General features: G+C 51.6%; 16 protein-coding genes. 7 read left to right on the top strand and 9 right to left on the bottom strand.

Going from position 1 to position 11,823, the window contains the following annotated elements:
• Nucleotides 1-58 precede the first annotated feature (58 nt).
• Together H6F57_RS08795 and rph are read right to left on the bottom strand one after the other, a co-directional pair.
• Nucleotides 59-826: a phycobilisome rod-core linker polypeptide gene (locus H6F57_RS08795; RefSeq protein ID WP_190628595.1), complete on the bottom strand. Its 768-nt coding sequence runs from the start codon at nt 824-826 to the stop codon at nt 59-61.
• Between the two features lie 195 nt (nt 827-1,021).
• Entirely contained in the window at nt 1,022-1,738 is a 717-nt protein-coding gene (rph, locus tag H6F57_RS08790; RefSeq protein ID WP_190628596.1) for a ribonuclease PH, read from the bottom strand.
• 302 nt (nt 1,739-2,040) lie between these two features.
• Between rph and H6F57_RS08785 the strand changes: the two genes are divergently transcribed.
• Together H6F57_RS08785 and dcd are read left to right on the top strand one after the other, a co-directional pair.
• Entirely contained in the window at nt 2,041-2,595 is a 555-nt protein-coding gene (locus tag H6F57_RS08785) for a P-loop NTPase family protein (RefSeq protein ID WP_190628598.1), read from the top strand.
• Between the two features lie 19 nt (nt 2,596-2,614).
• Nucleotides 2,615-3,214, top strand: coding sequence for a dCTP deaminase (gene dcd / locus H6F57_RS08780; protein ID WP_190628599.1), 600 nt, complete (start codon nt 2,615-2,617; stop codon nt 3,212-3,214).
• A 69-nt stretch (nt 3,215-3,283) separates the two neighbouring features.
• Here dcd and H6F57_RS08775 read toward each other — a convergent pair whose 3' ends face one another.
• Nucleotides 3,284-3,781, bottom strand: a complete 498-nt coding sequence (locus tag H6F57_RS08775) for a DUF2165 domain-containing protein (RefSeq protein ID WP_190628601.1) — start codon at nt 3,779-3,781, stop codon at nt 3,284-3,286.
• 40 nt (nt 3,782-3,821) lie between these two features.
• Between H6F57_RS08775 and H6F57_RS08770 the strand changes: the two genes are divergently transcribed.
• The gene (locus H6F57_RS08770; protein WP_190628603.1) at nt 3,822-4,505 is read left to right on the top strand and encodes an N-acetylmannosamine-6-phosphate 2-epimerase; all 684 of its coding nucleotides are present in this window, start codon (nt 3,822-3,824) and stop codon (nt 4,503-4,505) included.
• A 76-nt stretch (nt 4,506-4,581) separates the two neighbouring features.
• Here H6F57_RS08770 and H6F57_RS08765 read toward each other — a convergent pair whose 3' ends face one another.
• The 6 genes from H6F57_RS08765 to H6F57_RS08740 form a co-directional block, all read right to left on the bottom strand.
• Nucleotides 4,582-4,701 carry a photosystem II reaction center protein J gene (locus H6F57_RS08765; RefSeq protein ID WP_071527210.1) on the bottom strand — a complete coding sequence of 40 codons (120 nt, stop codon included), beginning with the start codon at nt 4,699-4,701 and terminating at the stop codon, nt 4,582-4,584.
• An 83-nt stretch (nt 4,702-4,784) separates the two neighbouring features.
• Nucleotides 4,785-4,904: a photosystem II reaction center protein L gene (locus H6F57_RS08760; protein WP_190519956.1), complete on the bottom strand. Its 120-nt coding sequence runs from the start codon at nt 4,902-4,904 to the stop codon at nt 4,785-4,787.
• A 9-nt stretch (nt 4,905-4,913) separates the two neighbouring features.
• Complete coding sequence (gene psbF / locus H6F57_RS08755; protein WP_190628605.1) at nt 4,914-5,048, bottom strand: cytochrome b559 subunit beta; 135 nt, start codon at nt 5,046-5,048, stop codon at nt 4,914-4,916.
• A 31-nt stretch (nt 5,049-5,079) separates the two neighbouring features.
• A complete protein-coding gene (gene psbE / locus H6F57_RS08750; protein WP_190628606.1) occupies nt 5,080-5,328 on the bottom strand; it encodes a cytochrome b559 subunit alpha in 249 nt (82 codons plus the stop codon).
• Between the two features lie 97 nt (nt 5,329-5,425).
• Nucleotides 5,426-6,430: a photosynthesis system II assembly factor Ycf48 gene (locus H6F57_RS08745; RefSeq protein ID WP_190628608.1), complete on the bottom strand. Its 1,005-nt coding sequence runs from the start codon at nt 6,428-6,430 to the stop codon at nt 5,426-5,428.
• A 100-nt stretch (nt 6,431-6,530) separates the two neighbouring features.
• Nucleotides 6,531-6,836, bottom strand: a complete 306-nt coding sequence (locus H6F57_RS08740) for a rubredoxin (RefSeq protein ID WP_242024949.1) — start codon at nt 6,834-6,836, stop codon at nt 6,531-6,533.
• Between the two features lie 447 nt (nt 6,837-7,283).
• On the opposite strand from H6F57_RS08740, the gene ndhC reads away from it, so the two are divergent.
• The 4 genes from ndhC (at nt 7,284) to H6F57_RS08720 (ending at nt 11,809) form a co-directional block, all read left to right on the top strand.
• On the top strand, nt 7,284-7,646 hold the full coding sequence (gene ndhC / locus H6F57_RS08735; protein ID WP_190628612.1) for a photosynthetic/respiratory NAD(P)H-quinone oxidoreductase subunit C: 363 nt from the start codon (nt 7,284-7,286) through the stop codon (nt 7,644-7,646).
• Complete coding sequence (gene nuoB / locus H6F57_RS08730; protein WP_190628614.1) at nt 7,643-8,380, top strand: NADH-quinone oxidoreductase subunit NuoB; 738 nt, start codon at nt 7,643-7,645, stop codon at nt 8,378-8,380. Before ndhC ends, nuoB begins: the two co-directional genes overlap by 4 nt.
• Nucleotides 8,381-8,932, top strand: a complete 552-nt coding sequence (locus H6F57_RS08725) for an NAD(P)H-quinone oxidoreductase subunit J (RefSeq protein ID WP_190628615.1) — start codon at nt 8,381-8,383, stop codon at nt 8,930-8,932.
• 678 nt (nt 8,933-9,610) lie between these two features.
• Nucleotides 9,611-11,809, top strand: coding sequence for a polysaccharide biosynthesis tyrosine autokinase (locus tag H6F57_RS08720; protein ID WP_190628617.1), 2,199 nt, complete (start codon nt 9,611-9,613; stop codon nt 11,807-11,809).
• Nucleotides 11,810-11,823: the final 14 nt, after the last annotated feature.

Raw genomic sequence — 11,823 nt, 5'->3', positions numbered from 1 at the left:
CGGTTCGAACCTGCCACTATGGAACCGTGCCGCTGAATGATCTAACTGGTGCGACGACCTATCGGGCGGTCTGCATCAGCAAGTTGCGCAGCTTGTCGCGCTCAGTGACAGAGAGGGTCGCGGCAAACACTTCTAAATCTTGAGGCCCCATTGTGCTCAGCACCTGGTGCAGCGCCTCTGCTCCCGACATAGCTACTGTGGCCGCTGCCGTTGTCCGCAGGGAATGGCTAGATTGCATCGGTGCCACAGGCAAACCACAGCTGCCGCCGTCGCAGTTGAGCTGAAGGTCGTGCCAGGTCATTGTGGGCACAATCCAGCCGCGCCGCCCGTGCAGCTCGTGCAGCAGCACTTCGGTTTCCAAAAACGTTCTAGGAGATGGGTAGTGATCTTCGGCCCAAGCATGGGGCACGGTGAAGCAGCCAAAGTGCTTGCTGTAATCTTCAGAATCGAGTAGGGCAGTAATCATGGCTTTAACGCCGTGACGCATCAAAATGTCGCAGTAGCGACGCATTTCTGCCTGATCACTCGGGGCGCGGCCAATAAAGTGCTTAAAGCACAGCTCAATAAATTTTGGGTTTGAAGAATTGTAGTAAAACTCATTGAGATAAACCTCAGAATGGCCCAGCTCGCGCAGAAACCGCTTGACGCCAATTTTATTTCGCAAGAACTCAGCCTCAATTTTGGCGAGCTGTTTGCGCTCAAACCCGTAGGGCTGCCGTTCGAGAACCTGAGTATAGATGTGGTATAAGGCTGCCTGGCGCTCTTCTCCCGGAGACTGCCGACTTACCGTGATTTCTTTAACCGAAAACTCATCTATAGATGTCATGGCAAACCTTCCTGCGAGAGAAAACTACGATTCCAGACTGTGGCCTAATTTCAGACTGCCCAAGGGCAAAATTCGGCCGATAGTCTCGAAGCGTTTCTTAACGATAGGAACTAGCTTTACTCTCTTGACTTCAGCAGAGAGGTGCCTGTGGCGATCGCGCCTCTCTGTCAACATCTAGGGCGTGAGGCGCAGTGCCTACAGCAACGCCGCCTGCTGGGCCTCTAAGAGCTGCTTAACACCCAGCTCACCCACCTCTAAAATCTGGTTCATCTGCTGTCGGCTAAAGCTACCCTCCTCGGCTGTACCCTGCACTTCAATAATGTTGAGGTCTTCGTTGAGCACCAGGTTGAAGTCTACGGCTGCCGCCACATCTTCGTCGTACTGCAAATCGAGCAAGACGTTGTCTTCGATGAGGCCAACAGAGACAGCTGCAACGCCGTGCATTAGAGGCGATCGCGTCAACAATCCCTGCGCTACCAGGCTCTGCACCGCATCAGCCAGGGCCACATAACCCCCCGTAATCGACGCGGTGCGGGTGCCCGCGTCGGCCTGGAGCACGTCGGCATCCACTAGCAGTGTGCGTTCCCCCAGCAGCTCAAAATCGAGGGTCGATCGCAGGCTACGCCCAATTAGACGCTGAATCTCTTGGGTGCGGCCAGATAGTTTCATTAGCTCACGGGCCTGCCGCTGAGGGGTAGCCCCTGGCAACATGCGGTACTCAGCCGACAGCCAGCCTCGACCCGATCCCTGCAAAAACCGGGGCACCCCTTCTTCCACAGAAACAGTGCAGAGCACCTGGGTATTGCCGCAGCGGGTCAGTACAGAGCCTGCTGAAAATTTCGTAAATTGGCGTTCAAAACTCACTGGCCGCAGCTGGTGAGGTTGCCGACCATCTGGACGTTGCCAAGCCATACAAAGTGCCCCTAATGCCCTCCCTAGAATACAGCAGACTCCTCTAGACTAGGCAGGCCTTCCGCCTCCTCAGCGCAGGTTCCAGAGGATAGTGAATTGGGCTGAGTCATTAGGATTAAATTACAGTACATAGGTACTGTATTAATGCATATAGAGTAATTCGTCGATTTACATTAGGGGAATCACGCTATATTTAGCCCAACTATCCAAACTACCCAAGCCAGCAACGTAGGGTTACGCTGCTACCGTCTTTGGCGTGGTTAATGGACAACTGCCATTCTTTGCCCCCGCTGGACTAGCCCATGGTCTCCCAGATCAAGCCTCTTTCCCTAGCGCCGTCCCCTGCCTCGCTCGTTCGCCATCCGCTGTTACAGACGGTAGAGGGAACCATACAAGTCTTTACCTCTGTACACCGCAACTTTTTTACCAATGTTATGGTGCAGGCTCTGCGCATCGCCGACCAGGGCAAGGCGGTGCTGATCGTGCAATTTCTCAAGGGAGGCATTCACCAGGGGCCTGATCAACCTATGCAGTTTGGCCAAAATCTAGACTGGATTCGCGCCGATATGCCGCGCTGCATTCATGACCCGGTGGTGAGCCCCAGCGAGCAGCAGGCTATTCAAGACCTGTGGTCTCACACCAAAGCGGTGGTAGCCCGAGGTCGCTATGGGCTGATCGTGCTCGATGAACTTAGCCTAGCCGTCAACTACGATCTGATTCCCACCCAGGACGTTGTAGACTTTCTCAAGCAGCGCCCTCCCCAAGTCGATGTCATCCTCACTGGCCCCGACATGCCCGATCCGCTACTCACGGTAGCCGACCAGGTAACCGAGTTTCGCCGTAACTTTTTGCCCTAGCCGCCCAGGAAGCTTTGCCATGATTAAGAACGACGCCTGGATCGACAAAATGGCTAAGGAGGGCATGATTCAGCCATTTCAGCCTTCTCTGGTGCGGCAGTTGGAGAACGCTGACAATTCCCTAGGCCAGCCGGTTATCAGTTACGGGCTGTCGTCCTACGGGTACGACATTCGGCTATCTCCTGCCGAATTTAGAATCTTTCGCCATGTTCCAGGTACGGTAGTTGATCCTAAGAATTTCAGCCCTGCCAATTTAGAACCCACTGCCCTTAAAACTGATGAGAGCGGTAGCTACTTTATTTTGCCGGCCCACTCCTACGGGTTGGGAGTAGCCTTAGAAAAGATTTCCGTCCCCAACAACATCAGCGTGATTTGTATCGGCAAATCGACCTACGCCCGCTGCGGCATCATTGCTAACCTGACCCCAGCTGAAGCGGGGTGGCGAGGCCACCTAACCCTAGAGTTTTCTAACTCCTCTAGCGCCGACTGTCGCATCTACGCCGGCGAGGGAGTGGTTCAGCTAATTTTCTTCGAAGGTGAGCCCTGTCAGGTGAGCTACGAAACCCGCCGAGGCAAATATCAAGACCAAACAGAACAGGTGACACTGGCCAAGGTGTAGATCCGGCTTCACCCGAATGTAAAAGTGCGGTTGAGGGATGCGATCGCCCATCCTCAATCCAAGCCCGATCTACTCAAGTAAGTCGCCGTCAGTCAGGCTGAGGTAGAGCAGCACAAAGCCCACGCAGCCAATAAAGCGAAAGGCGGGCTGCTGCCCGTTCCACTCTAGCGACTGCCACATGGTGAACCACTCCCCGGCCACCACCATAAAGCCCACAAACCAAAATAGAAACGCCAGGGTCAGCCCATAAATGGCCGTAGCCTTAGCCCGATCAAAGGTGATGCCATCGCAGTTCACAACTTTCAGCAAGCGCAAGGCTCCACCTAGACAGAGGGCGGCGATCGCCGACTCCACCCCTATAATCGCCCCATAGGCTGCTTTCTGAAGGCCTGATGAGGTCACGGCTCGCCAGGTTAACTGGCTGTCTTCAAGCACAGTATCCATGCTCAGCACGTGCTGAATATACCTAAAATTGGCGTTGTAGTCGGTAAGGTTATTGAGCACAATCACCAAGACCAGCAGACCAATAGAGGCCACCAGCAGGATTTTTGAAATCCGAGTTGCCATAGATCAAACTAGATAGCGCTGTTGTGGAGTACGTCCTACCTTGAAGAGCATTTTGGAATCGTTGCGGGGAGGGTTAATCGTATCGTGCCAGGCCCCCATTGACTCGCCCCTACACAATGCGACGGCGATCGCAGCCATGGCAGAAGCTGCCCTCAACCGCGGCGCTGTCGGGGTACGCATCGATACCCCTAGCCACATCCAAGCCACACGCGCCCGCTGCACTTACCCCATCATCGGTCTGTGGAAACAGGTGATAGCGCCCTCGGAGGTCTACATCACCCCTCAGTTTCATCACGCCGAGGCTGTAGCCCAGGCTGGTAGCGACATCATTGCCGTTGATGCCACTCAACGCCTCCGCCCCGGCGATGAAACTCTAGGGCAAATTATTCGGCAAATTCATGAGCGTCTAGGACGCGCCGTTATGGCTGATGTCGATACCCTCGACAACGCGCTAAAAGCCGTTGATGCCGGGGCAGACTGCGTCGGCACTACCCTATTTGGCTATACCGCAGAGACTCAAACCGAAACCCCGCCTGGGTTTGACCTGCTCAAAGCCATGGTGGCACAATGCCCTGTGCCGGTCATTTGTGAAGGCGGCATTGCTACCCCAGCCCAAGCCAAGCAAGCCCTTGATTTGGGTGCCTATGCTGTTGTCGTAGGCACGGCGATTACGGGGATTGATTATCTAGTGCAGCGCTACGTCAGCGCCCTAGCCATCCCCTAGACCTACTTAAAAGGCTGGGACAAGCGGGTTTAGCCCAACTTGCCCCAGCCTTAAAATCTAGAACTGCCCAAAGCAGCTACATGGCAGACCCTACGCCAGCGTAAGCACCGTAGAAAAACAGACCCACCACCACCAGCACACCAGTACCGGCAACAGTTGCCACAATCCACAACGGAATTCGTCCACTCTGAAGCATAATATCCACCTCCTACTAATCTGGTCAGAAACTCAACACAGTCTGAGCACCACAGCCATGCCTGCTAAGACAATTCTGCGGGCCTAGTTGAAGAAGTAGCTAGAGAACAACAGGCCCAGCACAAAAACCAGCAGTAGCCCCAGATACAGGGATGTGCGGTTAAGTTCTACCGGTTGCTTATTCGGGTTTGGACTACGATCCATGGTTTTCTCTTATCGTTGAATAAACTGCATTGCCGCGATCGCCCCTAGGAAAAACACGCTGGGTACCCCTAAGGTATGCACAGCTAGCCAGCGCACGGTGAAAATCGGGTAGGAAATGGGCTCGTTCGGAGAATTGCTTTGCATAAGTTCAATCAAACGTTGGAATACTAAAACGTTATCGATTTGAGAACATGTCGATCTGATCTTTCGCTTCGAAGCGATCGCTCACAATCGGCAACTGCATTTGATTGTCGGGGTAGTAGGAGTTAGGGCGAGGCGTGCCAAAGGCATCGTACGCCAAGCCCGTGCTCACAAAGAGCCAGCCCGCAATAAACAACATGGGAATGGTAATGCTATGGATAATCCAGTAGCGAATACTCGTTACGATGTCGCCAAAGGGGCGCTCACCTGTAGAACCTGCCATATCAACGTCTCCTCTATCAACAGGAAGAATCTGATCTAATCATAGAGAACCCCGGAAACCCTAACAAGCTATTTCAGCGAAGTTCCCTTAACTTTCCCTAGGCAACCTCAGGTTGATACTTAAGGATCGTCCCATCCTGACCTAAGATGAAGCCCTTCTCTGGCCCCAAAAACTTCACTTTATAGAAGTTAGATGGCACGTCCCCAACGGATTTATCTTTCAACCAAGTCTCGCCACCGTCAAAGCTACAGAGCAGATTGCCACCACCACCAGTCACCCAAACCTCATTGGCGTTGCGAAAAGCCATGTCTAGCAGTCCCCAGCTCGTCCCAGATTCAGGGCTTAAAGCCTCGGTGAAGTCATCTGAGGAGCGAGAGTTAGAAAATCTCACCTGGCCACCGCGGGCAATAATCCAGAGTTTGCCGTCACTGTCAAACCCCATATTCTGCAAACGCCTTGAGTTCTGGCGATTGTGGGGAATCCACTGCTCCTGTCCCGGTGCCCAAGTAGAGTAGAAATTTCCTCGAGACGACACCGCCACATACCGGCCATCGTCAGAACGAACCATGTTTCGCACCACCCCAACAGCCCCCTGCACCAGAGCCTTCCAGGTACGGCCGCCGTCCTCTGTGCGGTAGATCGCACCAATGTCGGTAGCCATCTCAGCCGACTTATTGCCAATAGCTGTGACTAAAAAGGGTGAACCCGGCAATTCTTTGCTCAAGGGCACGCTTTCCCAGGTCTTACCCCCATCACTGGTGTGCAATAGGATCGACGGGACACCCGCAACCCATCCCTCATTACCGGCAAAATCAACGGAGGTAAACGTATAAGACTGATCTTCCAAGGCCAACTCACGGACTTGCCAGGTGCTACCGCCATCCTGGGTTTCTAGCAAGGTGTTCCGGCTACCCACGATCCACCCATGGTCGGCATCTTGAGTGAACGCAATGTCAGATAGAGTAGACTTCACCGGCACCTGGATCACTTCCCAAGGATGCACGTCTGCGTCCGCCAAAAAATAACCAGAGCAGCCGGTTGTCAGCAGCACCGCCACCAGCATCACTAGGCCTCGCTTTAACCAGTCAAACGCAGCGTGCATAGATAATTAGAACCCGTACTTCCTAAACAACACTCAAGTCAAACGGCGTGGAGCAAGCTCTTTGCCCTTGAGGCGCTTCTTATAAGAAGCGCTTACGGCACTACCTCAAGCCGTAGAGGCTGATGAAAAACAGAAACCCTACGGCCAAAGCGCCAAAAATTAAAATATTTTTCTGGCCAGGAGTCAACCGATTCACGCCTAGGCCATAGCTCAAATTTTCCTTGAAGCCAGAGGGAGAGTTGACTGGGCCAATGTTGGCAAATCGCTTCTTCGGGGCACTACACACCGGGCAGCGCCAGTTTAAGGGTAAATCTTCAAAGGCAGTGCCCTGGGGAATTTTAGCTCGGCTGTCGCCCTTGACCGGTTCATAGGAGTAGCCGCAGGATCGACATTCGTAGCAATCCATCTCCTCAGGAGAAAGGACGACGACTTCGGCCGGGCTGCCCTCAAGGCCGTCAGCCCCCTCAGAAGTAGCAGCCAGATCTACAGATTCAGGTGAATTAGCCGAAGGATCAGACTCAACACTCATAGAACTCAGGCACCTTAAATTCAATTCAAGAATGAACTGGGGCGATCGGTAATCCTCCGTAGCCAGTCCTCTGTGGCCAGAAAGATCTCACCAAACAACGGGCCGGGCAAAAAAGCTCGTTGTAAACAATTATGACACAGTTGGGCCATCCAGCTTTTTGCCTAGTCCTTAGCTCGAGTTTGCGATCGCACAGCCCATCTCCTATCGTCAAATCAAGTCTGACCCTGGTTTTTCAGCTAAATTGCCTTAGAATACACCTGAGGCACATAGGCTGCTAAGTCTCAGACCGTACTGTGTGTAATAGTTTTCTAGGGTGGTGAACCTGTGTTCGTCTTATCTGGTTACGAATATTTCCTAGTCTTCTTACTCATATCCTGTCTGGTGCCAGTGGCGGCCTTAACAGCCTCCAAGCTGCTGCGCCCTATCAACCGAGGCCCTGCCCGCAGGACCACCTATGAGTCGGGCATGGAACCCATTGGTGGCGCGTGGATTCAGTTCAACATTCGCTACTATATGTTTGCGCTGGTCTTCGTCATCTTCGATGTGGAAACCGTCTTTTTGTATCCATGGGCGGTAGCGTTTAGCCAGCTAGGCTTGTTAGCATTCGTAGAAGCACTGATTTTTATTGCCATTTTGGTTGTTGGTCTTGTGTACGCTTGGCGTAAAGGAGCCTTGGAATGGTCATGACCCCTCCCCCAGCCACCGATCCGTTTTCTCTAGCCCCAGGGGAAAAGCTCGCCAACCCTTCAGCACCGCCAGCTGTAACCCATGGGCTGTCTGAGAATGTCATTTTGACTACAGTTGACGATCTTTACAACTGGTGTCGGCTATCCAGCTTGTTTCCCTTGCTCTACGGCACAGCCTGCTGCTTCATCGAGTTTGCAGCGCTGATTGGTTCTCGCTTCGACTTCGATCGCTTTGGATTGTTGCCTAGGGCCAGCCCTCGTCAAGCTGACTTGATCATTACTGCTGGCACCATCAATATGAAGATGGCCCCTGCCCTAGTACGGCTTTACGAGCAAATGCCAGATCCCAAGTACGTTATTGCTATGGGAGCTTGTACTATTACTGGCGGCATGTTTAGTAGCGACTCCACTACAGCAGTGCGTGGGGTTGACAAGCTAATTCCTGTTGATGTTTACATCCCTGGGTGCCCTCCTAGACCGGAGGCAATCATTGATGCCATCATTAAGCTCAGAAAGAAAGTGGCTACAGAATCTATGCAGGATCGGGCTTACACCCTGCAAACTCATCGCTTCTATGAGCGCATCCATCAGCTCAAAACAGTGCCAGCAATCCTAACAGGCCAGTACTTACAGACAGGCGCTCATGCCGTGCCGCCCAAGGAGCTCATGGAAGCTATGGGGATGCCCATGTCTGAAACTGTAGCAGAGTTGACTCCCGAAAATAAGGAGGTTTAAATGGCTGAAGAAGACTCCCAAGCATCATCTCCGCAGCCAGAGCCTGCCGGTGCTTCACCGGCAGCACCTCTAGTAGAGGCGGGTGCTGTATCCAGTTGGCTAACCGAAAATGGGTTTGACCATAGGTTAATGTCCCGCGACCATTTAGGAGTAGAGATAATTACGGTAGAACCGCAATTTCTCATTCCGATTTGTACTGCTCTATACGCCTACGGCTTTAATTATCTCCAGTGTCAAGGAGCCTACGATGATGGCCCGGGCAAGGATCTGGTGAGCTTTTACCATTTGGCAAGATTAGACGACAATATCGACTCCCTCGAAGAAGTCAGAGTTAAGGTATTTTTGCCTCGCAACAACCCTCGAGTACCGTCGGTATATTGGATCTGGAAAGCAGCTGATTGGCAAGAGCGAGAAAGCTATGATATGTATGGCATCGTTTACGAAGGCCATCCAAACCTGAAGCGACTGCTCATGCCTGAGGACTGGGTCGGCTGGCCACTGCGCAAAGATTACATCTCTCCTGATTTCTACGAACTGCAGGATGCTTATTGAGGCTCTAGTATAGGTTTGCTTCGTAAAGCGATCGCAGGAGGCGGTTGTTATTACTCTGTAGACTTCTTGTATCGCTTGCAACTTTAGTGATTTGGGTTGGCAATATCATCTACAGAAGGCTGTCATTGTAGAGCTCTAGCGCCTTGAACAACTAGTGCCCTGCAAATACCCCTCAACGTTTAAGAAACAGCCTGATGACGAAAGCATCAGGCTGTTTTTCAGCGACTATCTTAACTCGTCACCGAGCTTGCTTGTACTCAGCAGAACTAAGAGAGTATTTGGGAGACAAACAGCTTGGACCGACCCCTAAGTGAACAAAGCAGCAGCAGTAAGTTCCTGATGGGCCTTGGGCATCACAGAATCGTCATTATTGTTAAGACAGTGCTAGGCAGCTTGATGCCCCTTCCCCTACCGCTGCTTCCATAGGATATGCTTGCGTAAAGGGTTTAAGCATTCATTTAGATTAGATAGGTAGTTATACGAGTCTCTGGCTCATTATTCAGACCTACCAGCGTTCACCGTTAGGGCGATCTAGACATCTTCGTTTAATGTGGTCAACCGCAGGCTCAGAAACCTGTAGTTCAAGCAGTCGAATTGTCTAGGTGGAATGGGACATTAACTTACCGCCTTACGTAAGTAACCAGATTGTTTTCAGGCGTATTTCATTTCTATTCGTCTATGACTAATAAGACCTACCAAGATTACGTTGAAGAAATTGACCTACAACGCTACTGGCTCGTTCTAAAACGGCGTTGGTTGCCAGCGACTCTTGTGCTAGGCACCTGTATGGCAGGTTCGGTGCTCTTTGCCTTGACCCGGGACCCGTCTTACAACGCGGCAGGCAGCATACTGGTCAGGCCAGACCTGACACCTGCACTAACTGGAGTAGGGAGAGATATTAGAGAACTGCCTCTCTCAGTGAATAACCTGCAGAATCAGAGTTCTGTTGTGCTGTCAACTGCGGTTATGGAGACTGTAATTGACAATCTGGGTCTTACGGACGATGACGGTTTGCCTCTGAAAGCAGCAGACTTAAGCGCTAACCTTAAGGTGGAGTCTGCAGAGCGAGCAGATATCCTACAACTTTCCTACAGCTCCGATGATCCCAATGAGGCTGCTACTGTTGTCAACGCAGTAATGGATGCGTACCTGGAACGAGACATTCTCAGCAATCGTTTAAAGGCAGCTACGGCTAGAGGGTTTATTGAGCGGCAACTGCCTATCGCTGAGGCTGACTTAGACCGTTCGGCCGCCGCACTTCAACAGTTCAAGGATGCCAATGGCATCGTTGTTCTTCAAGACGAAGCTGTCGTAGCCGTTACGGCGATCGCTGAGTTAGATACCCAGATTCGCGATGTATCTTCTACTCTCGCTAGTGCCAACACTCAGGCAAGCGAGTTGCAAGAACAATTGGCAATTCCATTAGAGCAAGCCAAGCGCATCGAAACTTTAAGCCAATCTACGGCTGTTCAGCAAGCACTAGCAGACTTACAGCTAGCACAGGCTGAGTTGGCAAGCCAACGCAGTCTCTATCGAGAGACTCACCCTACGATTATCAACCTAGAGCGCCGAGTAGAATCGCTGCAAAGTTTACTCAGTGAACGAGTCGAAGACATTGTAGGGACAACTGAGCTTGCGAGTCTCGGCAATCTACAGATGAGCCCTTCAGACCAACAGCTCACAACAGCCTTAGCTACAGCGGTGGTGAATCGTTCTAGTTTGGCTAGTCAGCTGCAAAGCTTAGTTGAATCTCGGAATCGATATGCCGAAAGAATTCAAGCATTCCCAGCTCTTGAAAAGCGTCAGTTGGAATTGACTCAGCGTCTTCAGGCAGCCCAGCTAAACTATGAAAATCTTTTAGCAGCCTTTCAACAAACTCAGTTAGCTGAAAACCAGACCGTCGGTAGTGCCGAAATCTTGGAAAGAGCTGAACCTGCAGAAGACGCTGGTAGTCTACTTGTTCCAGCCCTTGTTTTGGGAACTTTTCTAGGCGGTTTACTTGGCATTGCTTGTGCATTCTTCCTGGATTTAGTTGATAAATCGGTGAAAACTGCTAAAGATGGCGAGATGCTGCTTGGCTATACCCTAATTGGTTTAATTCCTAAGTTTCGCACTAAACCTGAGAGTGAAGGCTCCACAGCTTACCTTGCTGGTAGGCTTGATCGCTCTGCTTATATTCCAGCTTTGGATAGAGACCAACCGATGGTCTCGGCAGCTTTTCAAATGCTTCAAGCCAATCTAAAGTTCACCAGTTCTGACACCCCTCACCGCATCATTGCGATTACCAGTTCAGTGTCCGAAGAGGGTAAATCTGAGGTCTCGGCCAACTTAGCCGCAACCTTAGCCCATTCAGGTAAACAGGTATTGCTCATTGATGCCGATCTGCGATCTCCATCACAGCATCATATTTGGGATGTCATCAATCGGGCTGGCCTGAGTCAAGTGCTAATTAGAGAAGAAACTCAACAAGACGTTATACACCAAATTTCTGAGAATCTGACTCTTATGACGGCTGGGGCTCTTCCCCCTAACCCCCTAGCCATCCTAGATTCTGAGCGTATGGCGGATCTGCTTCAACAGATGAAACGACAGTATGACTATATTTTGATCGACACACCGCCGCTGCTTGGGGCTGCGGATGCAGCTGTGCTAGGCCGTATGGCTGACGGTGTCTTGTTGGTGCTAAGACCTAGAAAAGTAGATTCTGCAAACGCACTGGCAGCAAAATCTTTCTTAGAACGATCTCAGGCGAATGTCTTAGGTGTAGTTGCTAACGGCGTAGATATCAACAACGAGCACGGCGACTATGTTTCTCGCATCAAGGCAGGCGAGTACGGCAAGACAACTCTCTCAGAAATGCAAACAACGGTTCGTTAGATTTATCGCTTAAG

The sequence above is a fragment of the Leptolyngbya sp. FACHB-60 genome, assembly GCF_014695775.1.
Classification (GTDB): Bacteria; Cyanobacteriota; Cyanobacteriia; order Phormidesmidales; family Phormidesmidaceae; genus Nodosilinea.
This window is presented reverse-complemented; position numbering and strand designations above follow the sequence as displayed.

What these genes read in the sequence shown, in the direction of transcription:
- psbE (WP_190628606.1), bottom strand. Translation starts at nt 5,328, where the DNA reads ATGGCAGGTTCTACAGGTGAGCGCCCCTTTGGCGACATCGTAACGAGT.
- H6F57_RS08775 (WP_190628601.1), bottom strand. Translation starts at nt 3,781, where the DNA reads ATGGCAACTCGGATTTCAAAAATCCTGCTGGTGGCCTCTATTGGTCTG.
- H6F57_RS08760 (WP_190519956.1), bottom strand. Translation starts at nt 4,904, where the DNA reads ATGGATCGTAGTCCAAACCCGAATAAGCAACCGGTAGAACTTAACCGC.
- H6F57_RS08785 (WP_190628598.1), top strand. Translation starts at nt 2,041, where the DNA reads ATGGTCTCCCAGATCAAGCCTCTTTCCCTAGCGCCGTCCCCTGCCTCG.
- H6F57_RS08720 (WP_190628617.1), top strand. Translation starts at nt 9,611, where the DNA reads ATGACTAATAAGACCTACCAAGATTACGTTGAAGAAATTGACCTACAA.
- H6F57_RS08740 (WP_242024949.1), bottom strand. Translation starts at nt 6,836, where the DNA reads ATGGATTGCTACGAATGTCGATCCTGCGGCTACTCCTATGAACCGGTC.
- H6F57_RS08725 (WP_190628615.1), top strand. Translation starts at nt 8,381, where the DNA reads ATGGCTGAAGAAGACTCCCAAGCATCATCTCCGCAGCCAGAGCCTGCC.
- nuoB (WP_190628614.1), top strand. Translation starts at nt 7,643, where the DNA reads ATGACCCCTCCCCCAGCCACCGATCCGTTTTCTCTAGCCCCAGGGGAA.
- rph (WP_190628596.1), bottom strand. Translation starts at nt 1,738, where the DNA reads ATGGCTTGGCAACGTCCAGATGGTCGGCAACCTCACCAGCTGCGGCCA.
- H6F57_RS08745 (WP_190628608.1), bottom strand. Translation starts at nt 6,430, where the DNA reads ATGCACGCTGCGTTTGACTGGTTAAAGCGAGGCCTAGTGATGCTGGTG.
- H6F57_RS08765 (WP_071527210.1), bottom strand. Translation starts at nt 4,701, where the DNA reads ATGCTTCAGAGTGGACGAATTCCGTTGTGGATTGTGGCAACTGTTGCC.
- H6F57_RS08795 (WP_190628595.1), bottom strand. Translation starts at nt 826, where the DNA reads ATGACATCTATAGATGAGTTTTCGGTTAAAGAAATCACGGTAAGTCGG.
- dcd (WP_190628599.1), top strand. Translation starts at nt 2,615, where the DNA reads ATGATTAAGAACGACGCCTGGATCGACAAAATGGCTAAGGAGGGCATG.
- psbF (WP_190628605.1), bottom strand. Translation starts at nt 5,048, where the DNA reads ATGCAAAGCAATTCTCCGAACGAGCCCATTTCCTACCCGATTTTCACC.